The organism is Nocardia aurantiaca (assembly GCF_009708175.1).
Lineage (GTDB): Bacteria > Actinomycetota > Actinomycetes > Mycobacteriales > Mycobacteriaceae > Nocardia > Nocardia aurantiaca.
The window spans coordinates 202,352-216,193 of sequence record NZ_WMBB01000003.1 but is presented as its reverse complement, the minus strand read 5'-3'; the positions used below and the strand labels follow the sequence as shown (position 1 = coordinate 216,193).

Below are 13,842 nucleotides of genomic sequence, written 5' to 3'. Positions count from 1 at the left end.
TTCTCAGAGGGTGCCGTTTTCGATGTCGCGTTTCAGGGCGGCCTGGTAGGCCTGGTGGGATGAGACGCCGTTGTCGACGGTGAAGGAGATGAGCAGCGGGTTCGCGATGAAGGTGATGTGCTCGTTCACCGTCGTGGTGCCGTTGCCGTTGTCGGTGAAGGTGATCTTCTGATGGGTGATGATGCCGGGCTGGTCGTAGCTGTCGGTGAGGTAGTAGTGATCGGCCGGGTAGAGGCGTTGTTCGGCTTGGGTTTTCGCGGGGTAGTCGACCGAGCCCATGGGAACGTTCTCCAGCGCGGTGAAATCGATGGTCTGCGTGATGCCGTCGGTGCAGGTGCGATGCGTGATGATGTCCTGAAGGAAGGGATGCCGACCGATGTCGTTGCGCAGGTTCGAGTACACCGTCCACACCTTGGCGAGTGGGGCGTTGATGGTGATCGGCAGATCGACCGTTCGCGACGACTGGCCGGACGACGGACTCTTCTGCTCGGCCTGATAAGCAGCCCAGCCGGTTTGCCAGCCGGCGGTGTAGGCGTTCGGTGTATCGGTACAGGTCGGTGCGGAATCCGCTTGCGCTACCGGCGAACCCGTCGCGAATGACAGGGCCATTGCGCAACCCACAAGATATTTCACGGGCGGACTGTAACGCGTTATCGCCCCCTTCGCTTGACGCCCTCGAATTCGAGACCGAACCGTATGAATCGTGATGTGCGGCCGACCAGCAAGGCACCCTTCATATGCTGAAACGTCAGGCCCACGTAGATATGCAGGGTAGGCCCGGCGGATCGCCGGGCCTACCCTGTTTTGTTCGAACCGACCCCACGTTTACCCCTCGTTCTTGCTGAAACGGGGTCTGGGGCGATCCGGCGGGGACGCGTCAGCTCCGCGCGGCCGACGCTGCGAGCCGGGTCGCCAGTGCGGTGGCGGTGGCGGGGAACCGTTCGAGCAAGCCGGTCAACTCGTGGTTTCCGGCCGGTCCGGCGTCCTGCCAGCCACCCTCGATGCCGAGCAGTCCGGCGAGCGCGTCGCAGGCGGCGGGGTGGGCGGCCAGCAGTTCGGTGACCGGACCGCGTGGCGCCGCCACCACCGGCGTTGCGACCGTGGTGAATTCGACCGACCAGGGCGGCACGAAGGCGTCTACGGCGGGCAGCGTGCCGGGGAAAGTGCGGCCCGCTTCCCGGACCAGTCCCGGGATCAGCTCGCCCGCCTGATCCTTCAGGGTGGTGATGAGCTTCGGCAGCCACGGCAGCAGCACCGCGTCCGGCAGCGTGCCGAATGCCTTCGACAACAGCTCCACCACAAAGGGTTTCAACGCCGGAGCCGGATCGATGGCCTGCACGAAGCCGCTCACATACTGCGGAACCGTCGGCAGCACCAGCGGATTGGCCAGCATCGAGTCGCATCGCTCACGCAGCTCGGCCATGGTCAGCATGCCGAGCTGGAACCGCGCCGCCCACAGCAGAGCCACCTTGGCCGGCGTCTCCGGATGCGATTGCAGCACCGCCAATTCCAGTTGGGTGTGATCGCAGCCCAACGACAGCGCCAGGTTCTCCATCCCGAACAGGAAGCCCAGCATGGCCGCCACCTGCGCCGGTCCGGTCTCCTCGGCGGCGAAGGCGGTGGGCAGTAGGGTGCAGTAGTGCGCGTACCCGGCCGTCACGAACCGTTCGCACCAGGCCGGCAGGCCGTCTCCAATGGAACGGAAGTAGTTGAGCAGCACGCGGATTCGCCGTAGCACGGCGGGCGCGTCGTCCACCGTTCGTTCGGCGGCGAGAAGCTCGACCGCGCGATTGCCCAGCTCGTCGGCGAGCCGCACCGATCCCAGATAGACCAGCGCGTCCTCGACCGCACCGAGTGCGATGGCCGCTGTCGCGTCCGGTGCGGCGACCGCCCGGCGCAGGCGCTGCTCCAGCACCTGCTCCACCGACACGCCCTCATAGCCGAGTTCCACCAGCGAGCGCTGATATTTGCCGAGCCCGATATCCCAGCTCTCCTGGATCGAGGTCTCACCCAGTCCGCGCGAGCCCATGATGGGGCGCAGCGCGTCTTGCGGCAGCAACCTGCGCAGCAGCCACAGCAGATCCGAGCACCGCCGCAGGTCCGGATTCGCCCGCAGATCCAGCAGCGCGCGTTGCAGCGTCCGCCTGGACAGGTCCAGTCCCAGCGGTTCCAGCCGGTCGAGCACGTCGCGCGCCAGCGGCGGCAGCGCCGCGTATCCGACCTGGCCGACGCGGTCGCCGCCGAGCAGGATTTCGCACAGCCGCCGCACATCGCGCCGTCCCGGCACCCGGTCCTTCTCGAGGCAGGTGACGGCCGCGTCCTGGAAGTCGTACGGCGTCGGGCGGGCTCGATTCCGCAGGCCGGCCAGCAGGATCGAGGTCTCGAAGACGGCGATGGCGTCAGCGGTGCTGGCCAGGTAGCCGTTGCGCCGGGCCAGCCGGACGATATCCACCGACCACTCCAGGAGTTCGGCCTCATCGAGTGGGTCCAGTGCCGGCGGCCGGGACAGGAAACTCGAAAGCTGGTCCGTCACTTCGACTTCCGGTGCGGCCGGGAGCAGCGGCGGCTTCTTGGCGCGCTTCTTCGTCCCCTGCTGGCCTTCCAGCTGGAACGACTGCAATCGGCCGCGCCGCAACCCCTTCGCCCAGGTGGCCGCCGCGATCGACACCGCGCCGCCGGCCAGTCCGAACTGCGCCTCGATGGCGGAGTGGCTCGACGGGATCAGCCCGTAGTGCCATTTCGTGGCCGAGCGCGGCGAGATCTCGAACGGCGCGTCCGAATCCAGCCCGAACTGTTCGACCGGGCTGGCCGCATGGGCCGCGCCGCATACGTACAGCGCCTGTGCCGGGTCGATGTCGCCTGCGGCCAAGTGTTCCCGCATGCGCGTCCACATGTATCGTTCGCGGTCCTCGTCCTCGACGGTGCCGCCGCGCCGCAGCCGCCGGAACAGGCTGCCGATCATCACCATGACCTGGCGGTAGGTGTCGTAGTCGGCGTCCACGAGGGGCTGCTCGACATACTGGTCCCACCATTCCGACCAGTGCCGGACCTTGCCGTGGTGCAGCAGGTGTTCTTCCAGTTCGGCGAAACGCGGTCGCAGATCACCGATTTCGATGCCGACCGCCTCGCCGTGCAGGCCATCGTCCTCGGGTTGCTCATCGTCGGCCGGTATTTCGGACTCCGCCTTTCCGGGAGCCCACTGGAAGACGTGATCGGTGGACCGGTCCACCAGCACCAGTTCCACGCCCGGCGTATCGAGCGCGTAGGCGATGGCCTGGTACTCGGCCGACGATTCGGTGATCGGCGCCACCACCGACAGCGGCGCCCACTCCGCCGGGAAACCCTCGATATCGGTGGCGAAGGCCTGCAGGGCGACCGGCAGCCGGCAGTTGCGCAGTTCGTCCAGCAGCGGCCGCAGGTCTTCGCACAGTTCCAGGTAGATGACGCTCGGCTGCTTGTCGCGCAGCCGCCGCACCATAGCCAGTCCGGAGGCTGGTGAGTGGTGACAGACCGGGAAGATCTCCAGCCGCTCCGACAGCGCCCGGTCGACATCGTCGACCATGCCCGCCAGGATGTCGCCCGCCGCCCCGGGCGCCCCGGCGAAGGCGACGGCCGCCTCGGCCAACTGATCCCGCAGCGCGGCAAAGATATTCGGTGTGGACCGGGTATCGGAGACGATCACGACAGTCTCGCGATCGCCGCCCGGCCGCCCTCCAGGAATTCGCCCCAGGCGCCATCGCCCTTCTTGTCCTTGCTGCGCGGCTCGACCACCCCGTGCAGGTACTTGTTGAGAATGGCCAGGTCCTCGGGCGTGCGGCGGGCCAGAGACCCGACCAGCGAACCGGCGAGGGTCTCGGCGCGCAATTCCTTCTCGCCGAAGAACCGGCTGTGCAGGATGGCGTCCTCGAGCACGCCGATCTGCTCGGCGGTGGACAGCGCCGACTCCAGCTTGTCGTCGTCGCTGGTGGCGGCGGCCGCGGCGGCGCGCAGATCGGCGAAGCTCTCCAGCAGGATGTCCAGCAGCGTGGGCGGCAGTTCCAGTTCGATGGAATGGCGGCGCAGCAGTTCCGCGGTGCGGAAGCGCACGATCTCCGCCTCGCTCTTCTTGCTGGACACCACCGGAATGCGCACGAAGTTGAAGCGTCGCTTGAGCGCCGAGGACAGGTCGTTCACGCCTCGGTCACGGCTGTTGGCGGTGGCGATGATGGAGAAGCCCGGCTGCGCGAACACCACATTGTCGTCGTCGAGTTCGGGGATGGAGACGTACTTCTCCGACAGTATGGAGATCAGCGCGTCCTGCACGTCGCTGGTGGAGCGGGTGAGTTCCTCGAAGCGGCCGATCACGCCTTGTTCCATGGCGGTCATGATCGGGGACGGGATCATCGACTCCCGCGACTGGCCCTTGGCGATGACCATGGAGATGTTCCACGAGTACTTGATGTGGTCCTCGGTGGTGCCGGCGGTGCCCTGCACCACCAGCGTGGAATTGCGGCTGATGGCCGCGGCCAGCAGCTCGGCCAGCCAGCTCTTGCCGGTACCCGGATCACCGATGAGCAGCAGACCCCGGTCCGAGGCCAGGGTGACGATGCTGCGCTCGACGAAGCTGCGGTCACCGAACCACTTCTGCTCCACCTCGCGGTCGAGTCCGTCGGCGCGTTCGGAGCCGAGAATGAACAGCCGCACCATCTTCGGGCTCAGCCGCCATGCGAACGGCTTGGGACCGTCGTCGATGGACTCCAGCCAGTCCAGTTCCTCGGCGTACTTGACTTCGGCGGGGGCGCGCAAAACGTCGTTCATGATGGCTGGTCTCCTAGTCGAGAAAGTTCTTGAGTTCGTGCACGAGCTTCTGGATGCGTCCGGAAATCACCGGGGTGCCAAGGTTTTTGAACCGTTCGCGGAACCACGGGTTGACGCTCTGGTGGCCGGAGCTGTTGACCGAGCCGACCGGGATGAGCTTGACCCCCGAACGGTGCACCGCCTCCATGGCCTCGAACAGCGGCTGGGAGCGGTCGAACTCGTAGAAGTCCGAAATCCACACCAGCACGGTGTTCTTCGGGTCGGTGATCTTGGGCTGGGCCATGGCCATGGCGACCGGGCCGTCGTTGCCGCCGCCGAGATTGGTGCGCAACAGCACCTCGAACGGGTCGTGCACCCACGGGGTGAGATCCAGGGCTCGGGTGTCGTAGGCGATGAGATGCACATCCACCTTGGGCAGCCCCGCGAAGATCGACGCCAGAATGGTGCAGTTCACCATGGAGTCGACCATGGAACCGGACTGGTCCACCACCACGATCATGCGGGCGGGGACCGTGCGCTTGGCGGTCTGTCGGTAGTAGAGCCGGTCGACGTAGAGGCGCTCGTCCTCGGGGTTCCAGTTGGGCAGGTTCTTCCAGATGGTTCGGCCCACGTCGAGGTTGCGCAGGATCCGCTTGGGCGGGACCGAGCGGTCGACGGTCCCGACGCTGGTCTGCTGCACCTGGGTGCGCAGGACTTCGGCGACCTCGTCGATATAGCGGCGGATGAGGCGTTTGGCATTGGCCAGGGCCACGCCGGACAGATTGTGCTTGTCGCGCAACAGTTGTTCGATGAGCGACATGCTCGGGGTGAGCTGGGCGGCCAGGCGCGGGTCGGCCAGCACTTCGCGCAGGCGCATGCGGGACACCAGTTCGCCTTCCAGACCGGTGAGCACGCCCTGCACGGCGCCGGCCTGCTCCTCACCCAGGCAGCGGCGCAGCCAGTTGGCATCGGACTGCCAGCCCGCCAGCTGGGTGGCGCTGACCTGGCCGGAACCGGTGGCGAAGACGTTCAGCAGCAGCTTGGAAACCAGTGCTGCGGTGCGGACGTCGCCCGCGCCGATGGGCTGGGGATCCTCGGCTCCGGCCTCGTTTGCGGCGTCCTCGTTGCCGGCATCCCCGGTCTCGGAGAAGTCGAGGCTCTCGAATTCCGCCGTCATCTCCGGATAGCGTTGCACCACATTGTCGATGGAAATGCCCGGGTCGAGCACGGCCAGTGGCAGGCCCAGATCGTCGACGATGCCCGCGCTCGCCTGTTCCAGCGTCGGTTGCTGATCCCCATTGAAGACACCGGCCAGGAGACGCCAGTACAAGATCTGGCGTCGCGTCTCGTGATTGGGCCCACCCGTCACCCGACCGCCGCCCCCTGTGGAATCGCTTGGCGATGCGGTAGTCATTTGCGCAGCAACCGTCCCGCGCGCTCGCGCAATACCGCCACGGCATCACCCGACTTGGCGTGCGCCTTGGCGACTTTCGGATCGGTCGGGCCCAGCGCCCAATCACCGTTGTGGAAGGCGGTGAGCGCGCTCTTGACCTTGCGCCGCACGGCCAGCGGTCGCATCGACCAGCCGCCGACATCCCAGCGCAGCAATCCGATCATGCTGCTGGAGCCGGTCACCCCGGCCGAGGTGAGCGGACCGGCGAACGGCAGCGCGTCCAACTCCACCCGAATCCGCTGCTCGCCCAACTCCAGCGCGCCATCGCGGAACCGGTACCCCTCGAGCGCCACCGGTTCGGCGATGTGCACCGGATCGCGATCCAGCGGCGCGACGGCCGGGGCCTGCGCCTGCGGCAGCTGCACGGTGGCGGTGACGAACGGATCGGCGGCCTCCCCGGCCTTCGCCCGATCGTCATCCCACAGCAGGTCGCCGGTCGCCGTCAGCGGCATGTCGGTGAGTTCCAACGCACGGTGCTCGGCCAGCGCGGTGAGCAACTGCCGATGCGCGCCGAGCAGCTGCCACACCGCCGGTCCCACAATGGTGTCGACCTTGGCCGCCGCCACCGACACCCGCACCCGGCGGGCCGGTGCGCCCGCGGCCTCCAGCACGCCGTGCACCTGTGCCTGCACCGCGGTCCCGTGCTCGTGCATGTCTACGCCCAGCGGCAGCAGGCGACCCGAAACGGATTCGCACGCAGTGGATTCCGCGCCACGCCAGGACAGCAGTAGCGCACGCGTCCACAGATCGGCCCAGCGTCGCGCGGGCACCCGGTCCATGGTGGCGATCGGCGCGGAAGCGCCCAGTTCGGCGGTGAAGCCGTCCAACAGCATCGCCAGCCGTCGCAGCGCGGGGTCGGCCAGCAGCGACTCCACGGTTTGATCCGCGGCCGCCACCAGATCGTGGTCCACGCCGCGCCATCCGGCAATGGCCAGTTCGCCCAGCCAGGCGCGGGAACCCGCCGCGAGCGGGCTCGGGGCGGCCGCATCCGGTGTGGCCGTCCACTCCGATCGATTGCGGCCCAATGCCGTATCGGCCTGGTCGATCAGCGCGTCGTGCACCGCGCCGAGCAGGGCGGCGCGGGCGGCGGCCAGCGCCGACAGCTCATCGGCGCCGATCGCCCCCGTGCTCACCTTCGACACCGCCGCCGCCACCGTCTCGGCCAGTGGCGAACCCGCCACGGCCGCGGCCAGCGCCGCCAATGCCGCGCTCTGCGGTTCGGAAATCCGGGCCAGGCCATTGACCAGCGCGGTGTCGAAGCCGCTCACCGCGTCCAGGGCCGCCGCGACGCCGGCCGGCGCATCCATCAGCGCGGCCAGTTGTACAGCCTGCATCAGCGCCCCACCCCCGCCGGAAACCAGTGCAACTCCGGGATCGGCGCCGCGCTACCCGGCAGCTCCAGGTAGGTCAGATGCCGCAGGAACCGGCTGAACACCGCGGCGGCCGGAGCCGGATCGCGAGTTCCATTGAGACAGTTCGTGAGTCGTGCACCCTCGGGGACCTCGACCCGCAGGAACCGCGCCACCCGGTCCTGCCCGTACTGGAGCACCGCCTCATCGATGAGCGCATCGAGATGCTTGCAGGCCCACCCCTGGTTCAATCCGCCGCACGGCCGGTTGTTATTGGTGCTGCAGCTCAGCCCGTGCGTCCCCGCGGTCACCGATGCCACGTACACCCGTGAGATATCGGAGCCACTCGACACCACGCCCTGCAGGCGCCCGTCGGCCAGTTCCACGAACGGCACCTTGTTCAGTTTGCGCGGTGCGATAGCGGGCAAAACCCTTACCACAGAAGCGCTTTCCCAAGCCGGTTCATCCGGCGTGACACTCGGATTCGAGGCCATCGTTCTCCCTCCCGGTCGATCACGATGCGCACAAGTTATGTGACGGCACCGACAAGTGCCGTCGCGACTTTGAACCCGCTGGTGAAGACCATTTCCGTGGCACTTCCAGGTTGACCGGCGGCGCGCCGGTGTTCACGCCGAAGCGGGCACGACATCCCATCAGCGATCGATGTCTCCCAGCCGCCGGTGGGCCACGCAGGACTCACGGTCCGTGTGCTCACCCGCCCGCGACCACCACTTGGAAGCTCGAAGGTGCGGACCGTGTCTCAGGCGGTTCGGGTCGGTATCTCCTCTCGTAGGCGGGCTCTTACGCGGCTGCGGCCGGGCGCCCACCAGTTGAGGCGGCCCATGGTTTGCATGAGGGCGGGGACGAGGATGAGTCGAATAATCGTGGCGTCGACCAGGACGGCGAGGGTGAGGCCGAGGCCGAAGAGTTGGACGAAGGACACGCGGGCGGAGACCATGCCGACGAAGGCGATGGCGAGCAGTGCGGCTGCTGCGGTGAATATTCTTGCGGTGCGGGCGATTCCGACTGCCACGGAGCGGGCGGTTGCGCCGGAGGTGAGGTATTCCTCGCGGATGCGGGACAGGAGGAAGACCTCGTAGTCCATGGAGACGCCGAAGGCCAGGCAGAACATGAGAATCGGCATGGTGGGGACGAGAAAGCCGGTCGGGGTGAAACCCAGTGCGCCCGATAGGTGTCCGTCCTGGAAGATCCAGACCATCGCGCCGAAGGTGGCCGTCAGGGAGAGCACGGTCAGCACCAGCGCCTTGATCGGCAGCACCACACTGCGGGTGAACATCAGCAGCACCAGAAACATCGACAGCGCGATCAGTCCCAGCGCCAGCGGAACTCGTTCGGCCAGCGCGGCCACCGAGTCGGCGTTGCGGGCGGCCGGTCCGCCGAAGAGCACCCGCCCCGGTGCGTGCAAGGCACGCAATTGGTCGAGCTGGTCGGTGGCCGCCGCCGAATACGGGTCGAGGCGTGTTCCGATGCGCAGGTAGCTGCCCGCGTCCCCGGTCAGCGCGGATTGCGGTCCGGCTATTCGGAATCCACCGGCGTAGACGCCGCCACTGGACAGCACCGACGTGACACCCGGCAGCTGTGAGAGGGCGTGCGCGTAGTCCGCGATCGCCGCGTTGTCGCCATGGGTGTCGGGCAGGACCGCGAGGATGCCCGAGGTCAGGTTCTCGGAGAACCCGGTCCGCGAGGCGTCGCCGACCTCCCGGCTGGATCCGGAGGTCAGCACCCGATCGTCGGCCCAGCCGAAATGCACTGACAGGAATGGTGACCCGAGCAGCAGCAGGGCGGCCACCACCGCCACGATCGCGAGCACCGGGCGGCGCATCACGCCCACGGCGAAGCGGTACCAGCGGTCCTGCTCCACCGGGACGGCCACCGGTTCCGGGCGTCCGAGTCTGCGGCGCAGGTACTTCCGAACATCCAGGGCCTCGACCCGGGAACCCATGAGCGCCAGGGCCGCCGGCAGCACCAGCAGCGTGGTGAATACCGCCGCCGCGAGCACCGCCAGCCCCGCGTACGCGAACGAGCGCAGGAAATACAGCGGGAACACCAGCAGCGCGGCCAGCGACAGGGCCACGGTCGAACCGGAATACAACACGGTGCGTCCGGCCGTGCGCACCGTCCGCACCACGGCCTCGGAGGTGTCGGCGCCCGCGGCGAGCTCCTCCCGGAACCTGCTCACCATGAACAGGCTGGAGTCGAGGGCCACCGCGAACCCGAGCGCGGTGGTCATGTTCAACGCGAATATCGACACGTCCGAGATGGCGGACAGACCGCGCAGCACGGCCAGCGCCGCGCCGATGGTCACCACGCCCACCAGCAGCGGCAGCGCGGAGGCGACGAGACTGCCGAATACCAGCACCAGCGCGATTCCGGCCACCGGCACAGCGATCGATTCGATGGTTACCAGGTCGAGGGTGACCTGGTTGCTCATCTGTGCGAGCGCGACCGCCTCGCCACCCGCCCGTATCCGCACGCTGTTGTCGCTGCCGTTGTACTTGTCCGCGATCTTCCCGGCCAGCTTCGGCGCTTCGGTGTCGTCACCGCGCGCGTACGCCACGATCACGGCGCTGTTGTGATCGGTGCTGCGCAAGGCGGGCCGCATCTCGGTGGCGACGCTCCAATATGATTGCACGCCTTGCAGATCCGGATTCGCCCTCAGCTCGTCAGTGAGCCGTTGTCCGACGGCCGTGGCAGCGGGACCGTCGATGCCGCCGTCCGCGGTGAGCAGCAGCACGACATTCGGAGCGGCGCCGGGGAAGTGCTGTTCGAGATAGTCGTCCACCCAGGTCGATTCGGAGTCCGGTGCCTGGAAACCGCCGGACTTCAGGTGCATCGGCGCGGTCCCGCCCACGGCATAGCACAGAACCGCGGCCAGCCCCGCGAGTATCAGGATGGCGCGCGCCCGCCGCTGAGCGAACTCGGCGACGCGGATGAGCATGCTCCTCACCGCCGTTCGACGGGTGGAACGCGACGCGCGGTGGCGATCAGATCTTCGGAGACTCGCCAGAGCTCCGCGGCCCGATCCTGGTCATAGGACTCCGGTGCGCTGGGCACCTCGGCGGCGCCGGTGAAGTATTTGCCCGTAACGTCCGCGAGTTCCGGGGCCGTGGCCAGCCGGGCGAGATCCGCCGCCGACCGGGTGACGGTGCGCGCGATGGGCATCACCCGGATGAGTAGAGGTGCGAGCAGTCGGAATCCGATGCGCGCCGGGGCCGGGTAGCCGCGCGACAACCCGGTTTCCGGCATCAGCCCGGGATCGAAGGCGGTGACGGTGATCCCGCGCTCGCCCCACCGCCGCGCGAGCTCGTAGGCGAAGTAAACGTTGGCGAGTTTGCTGGTGGAATAGGCGATTCGGCCGTCGCGCCCGGCCGCGCCGCGATCGTCCGGGGATGCCAGCTCTCGCGGATCACGCCACTGCGGGGCCGGAAAGCCCATGGACTTGCGCGGGCCCTGGTGCACATCGCTGGACACCATCACCACCCGCGCGCCCGCCTCCAGCAGGTCGGCGCATCCGGTGACGAGCGCGAAATGGCCGAGATGATTGACGGCGAAGGTGAGTTCGTAGCCGTCCTGCGAGGTGCGCACGCGGTCCACGATCTGCAACCCGGCATTGCACACGATCGCGCCGAGCCGCGGCTGCTCGCGTCGGTGCAGTGTTTCGACGGCCGCCCGGACGGCATCAAGTGAGGCCAGTTCCAGATCCAGCAGCTCGATCTCGGCTCCCGGGGCATGTTCCCGGATGCACCGCACCGCCGCCTTGGCCTTCTCGTCGTCGTGGCATCCGAGGATCAGCGGGAAATTCTCGGCGGCAAGCACTTTCGCGGTTTCCAGGCCGAGACCTGAGGATGCGCCGGTAATGAGGACGGGGAGGTTCATGCCGCGTTCTCCAGCCATTTCATCGTGAACTCGTCGATGGCGGCGGCGGTGCTGGTGAACGTTTTGCCCATGTCGGCCTCGATCAGCCTGCCGATCAGGGGAACTCGCGCCTCGATCGAGCCGGACATGGAGAATTCGCATCCGGCGTCGGTGCGGCGCACCAGCAGGTCCGCGCCGAGCGAGATGGTCATGCCCTCGACCTGCCCCTGCATCCGACCCCGCGCGACACCGTCGGCGGGATCGGACCAGCTCTCGCTGTAGCGGTAGCGCACGCCGTTGGGCCGGAAGGTCGCGGCCGGGCCGGGCAGAGCCGAGGCCGGGATGACGGTGCTCACCGTCACCAGAGCGCCGCTCGGCGTGATGTCGAAGGCGGCCAATTCCGCTTCGGGGCCGTCGATTTCGCGGATGCGCTGCTCCCAGTAGTCGCGGGAGTGCAGGGCGCGGTGGAATAGCTCGTCCGGGTACGGATACGGGGTGGTGTGGTGCACGGAACGCGACATGGTCAGTCTCCCAGATGTTTTGCGTAGATGCGGTGGATGTCGAGCATTCGGTAGATAGTGCGGTCGGTGTCGTCGCGGCCGACCTCGGACAGCAGGTAGGCGTCGACGAGCCGGTCCATGGCATCCTCCACCTCGTCCGCGCTCAGGCCGGGTAGCTCCGGGGCGGTGAAGTCGGTTCCGCCCGGCATCCGACGGCCCAGCTCCCGGAACAGCCGGGCAGCGATGCCGTCGAGCCGCTCGAAGGTGAGGTCCAGGCTCGCTCGCATGTCCAGTGCCTGATAGGACACCAGTTCCAGACGTCGCTGCTCATCGCTGATCCGGGCGAGCATACGGGCGAAGGTCCAGTGCGGCCGCGCCGTCATGCGGCAGGCGACGGCGCGCAGGGCCAGCGGGATGCCCGAGCAGTGGTCGGCGACGGTGCCCGCGTCCTCCCATTCGGGCAGGACGCGCGCACGCCCGACGGTGGCGACCAGCATCTGCAGGCCCTGGGTGCGGGAAAGCTCGTGCAGCACGAAGGTCCGAACGGTAGTCAGTCCCAGGGCGAATCGGCTGGTGATGAGGGCGGTGCTGGCGCCGCCCGCGGGCAGCAGCGGGATGATCTGGGCTTCGGTGGCGGCATTGTCCAGGATGACCAGCGCGCGCCGACGCGCCAGGCGCGCGCGGTAGAGGTTGACGCGTTCGGCCAGGTTCTCCGGCATGGCGTCAGCGGGTATGCCGAGCGCCGTCAGCAGCCGGCCGAGCACCGTCTCCGGGGTGGTGCTCGACCCGTCGGCGAGGTCGGCGTACAGCAGTCCGCCGGGGAACTGATCGCGCAGGCAGTCGGCCGCCTGCAAGACCAACGCCGTTTTGCCGACTCCCGCGCCACCGGTCACCAGTACGGGCCGGGGCGCCGGATCGTCGGTGAGCATGCCGGTGAGCGTCGCCAATTCCGTGTCCCGGCCGCTGAATCCGAGCGGAGCCAGCGGCAGGGTGTCCGGCGCCACGGCGAGCCCGCGCGGCCGGTGCCCTGTGGATTCGGCGCGGACGGTGACGGTCGGTGGAACCGGTGCTTCCATGGCGGGCGGGTCGCCGCGCAGGATCCGGCTGTGCAGCTCGCGCATGCTCGGACTGGGATCCGCGCCCAGTTCGTCGGCGATCAGCCGACGGGTCAGCTCGTACTGCCGCAGCGCCTGCGCGGTCTCGCCGTTGAGGAAGTAGGCACGAATCAGCCGCTCCTGCAACCCTTCCGCGAGCGGCTCGTCGAGCAGAGCGGTTTGCAGCCGGTTGATGACCAGCGAGTGGTTGCCGCGGCGGAACTCGGCGTCGGCCCAGTCGGCGGTCACGTCGTGCTTGAGCCGGTGCAGCGATTCGCTGAGCCGCCGGGCCCATTCGCTGTCCAGGCCCGTCATGGCGCTGCCGTTCCACAGGTTCAGGCCCGCGGCGAGTTGCTCGACGCGACCGGGATCGTCGATGTCGGTGGCGCGGGCCCGGTCCACCAGATCCATGAAGTGCCACAGGTCGACCGAACCCGGCGGGGTCGACACCAGGTATCCGCCGGAGCCGCGGTTCACCTGGACGGGCGGGGCATCCGTGCCGGCCGTCGCCTCGGTCAGCAGACCTCGCAGTCTGGCGACATAGGTGTAGACGGCGTCCCGCGCGGCGACCGGCGGCGAATCGCCCCAGACCCGGTCGATCAGTGTGTCGATGGACAGCGGGCGGCCGGGATCCACCAGCAGCGCGGCCAGCAGGCTGCACTGCCGGGGCGGGCCGAGATCCACGATCTTGCCGTGGACGTGCAGTTGCACGGGGCCCAGGAGTTTGAACTGAATCATTGTCAAGCCTTCGCTTCCCGCCGACGCACGCCGCAGCGCGAACGGGATCGAGTGTG

Annotated in this window: 10 protein-coding genes; all 10 read right to left on the bottom strand. The window is 68.1% G+C overall.

Annotated features, from left to right (window positions below):
* Nucleotides 1-3 precede the first annotated feature (3 nt).
* The gene (locus tag GLP40_RS07190) at nucleotides 4-633 is read right to left on the bottom strand and encodes a hypothetical protein (RefSeq protein WP_196054561.1); all 630 of its coding nucleotides are present in this window, start codon (nucleotides 631-633) and stop codon (nucleotides 4-6) included.
* Between the two features lie 244 nt (nucleotides 634-877).
* Nucleotides 878-3,682 (bottom strand): DUF5682 family protein, encoded by a 2,805-nt coding sequence (locus GLP40_RS07185; RefSeq protein WP_328289817.1) that lies wholly within the window; start codon nucleotides 3,680-3,682, stop codon nucleotides 878-880.
* Entirely contained in the window at nucleotides 3,679-4,797 is a 1,119-nt protein-coding gene (locus GLP40_RS07180) for an ATP-binding protein (protein ID WP_154787053.1), read from the bottom strand. The genes GLP40_RS07185 and GLP40_RS07180 overlap by 4 nt, the downstream gene beginning before the upstream one ends.
* 13 nt (nucleotides 4,798-4,810) lie before the next feature.
* The gene (locus GLP40_RS07175; RefSeq protein WP_328289816.1) at nucleotides 4,811-6,145 is read right to left on the bottom strand and encodes a vWA domain-containing protein; all 1,335 of its coding nucleotides are present in this window, start codon (nucleotides 6,143-6,145) and stop codon (nucleotides 4,811-4,813) included.
* A gap of 41 nt (nucleotides 6,146-6,186) precedes the next feature.
* Nucleotides 6,187-7,563: a hypothetical protein gene (locus tag GLP40_RS07170; RefSeq protein ID WP_154787051.1), complete on the bottom strand. Its 1,377-nt coding sequence runs from the start codon at nucleotides 7,561-7,563 to the stop codon at nucleotides 6,187-6,189.
* Entirely contained in the window at nucleotides 7,563-8,006 is a 444-nt protein-coding gene (locus GLP40_RS07165) for a hypothetical protein (protein WP_230329321.1), read from the bottom strand. Before GLP40_RS07165 ends, GLP40_RS07170 begins: the two co-directional genes overlap by 1 nt.
* Nucleotides 8,007-8,338: 332 nt before the next feature.
* Nucleotides 8,339-10,537, bottom strand: coding sequence for an MMPL family transporter (locus GLP40_RS07160; protein ID WP_154787049.1), 2,199 nt, complete (start codon nucleotides 10,535-10,537; stop codon nucleotides 8,339-8,341).
* A gap of 5 nt (nucleotides 10,538-10,542) precedes the next feature.
* Nucleotides 10,543-11,475, bottom strand: coding sequence for an SDR family NAD(P)-dependent oxidoreductase (locus GLP40_RS07155; RefSeq protein ID WP_154787048.1), 933 nt, complete (start codon nucleotides 11,473-11,475; stop codon nucleotides 10,543-10,545).
* Nucleotides 11,472-11,975: a DUF2505 domain-containing protein gene (locus GLP40_RS07150; RefSeq protein WP_154787047.1), complete on the bottom strand. Its 504-nt coding sequence runs from the start codon at nucleotides 11,973-11,975 to the stop codon at nucleotides 11,472-11,474. The genes GLP40_RS07155 and GLP40_RS07150 overlap by 4 nt, the downstream gene beginning before the upstream one ends.
* Nucleotides 11,976-11,977: 2 nt before the next feature.
* Nucleotides 11,978-13,786, bottom strand: coding sequence for an AfsR/SARP family transcriptional regulator (locus GLP40_RS07145; protein ID WP_196054560.1), 1,809 nt, complete (start codon nucleotides 13,784-13,786; stop codon nucleotides 11,978-11,980).
* Nucleotides 13,787-13,842 lie beyond the last annotated feature (56 nt).

Coding starts and splice junctions, on each gene's coding strand:
- GLP40_RS07170 (WP_154787051.1), bottom strand. CDS start 7,563: ATGCAGGCTGTACAACTGGCCGCGCTGATGGATGCGCCGGCCGGCGTC.
- GLP40_RS07160 (WP_154787049.1), bottom strand. CDS start 10,537: ATGCTCATCCGCGTCGCCGAGTTCGCTCAGCGGCGGGCGCGCGCCATC.
- GLP40_RS07155 (WP_154787048.1), bottom strand. CDS start 11,475: ATGAACCTCCCCGTCCTCATTACCGGCGCATCCTCAGGTCTCGGCCTG.
- GLP40_RS07150 (WP_154787047.1), bottom strand. CDS start 11,975: ATGTCGCGTTCCGTGCACCACACCACCCCGTATCCGTACCCGGACGAG.
- GLP40_RS07145 (WP_196054560.1), bottom strand. CDS start 13,786: ATGATTCAGTTCAAACTCCTGGGCCCCGTGCAACTGCACGTCCACGGC.
- GLP40_RS07180 (WP_154787053.1), bottom strand. CDS start 4,797: ATGAACGACGTTTTGCGCGCCCCCGCCGAAGTCAAGTACGCCGAGGAA.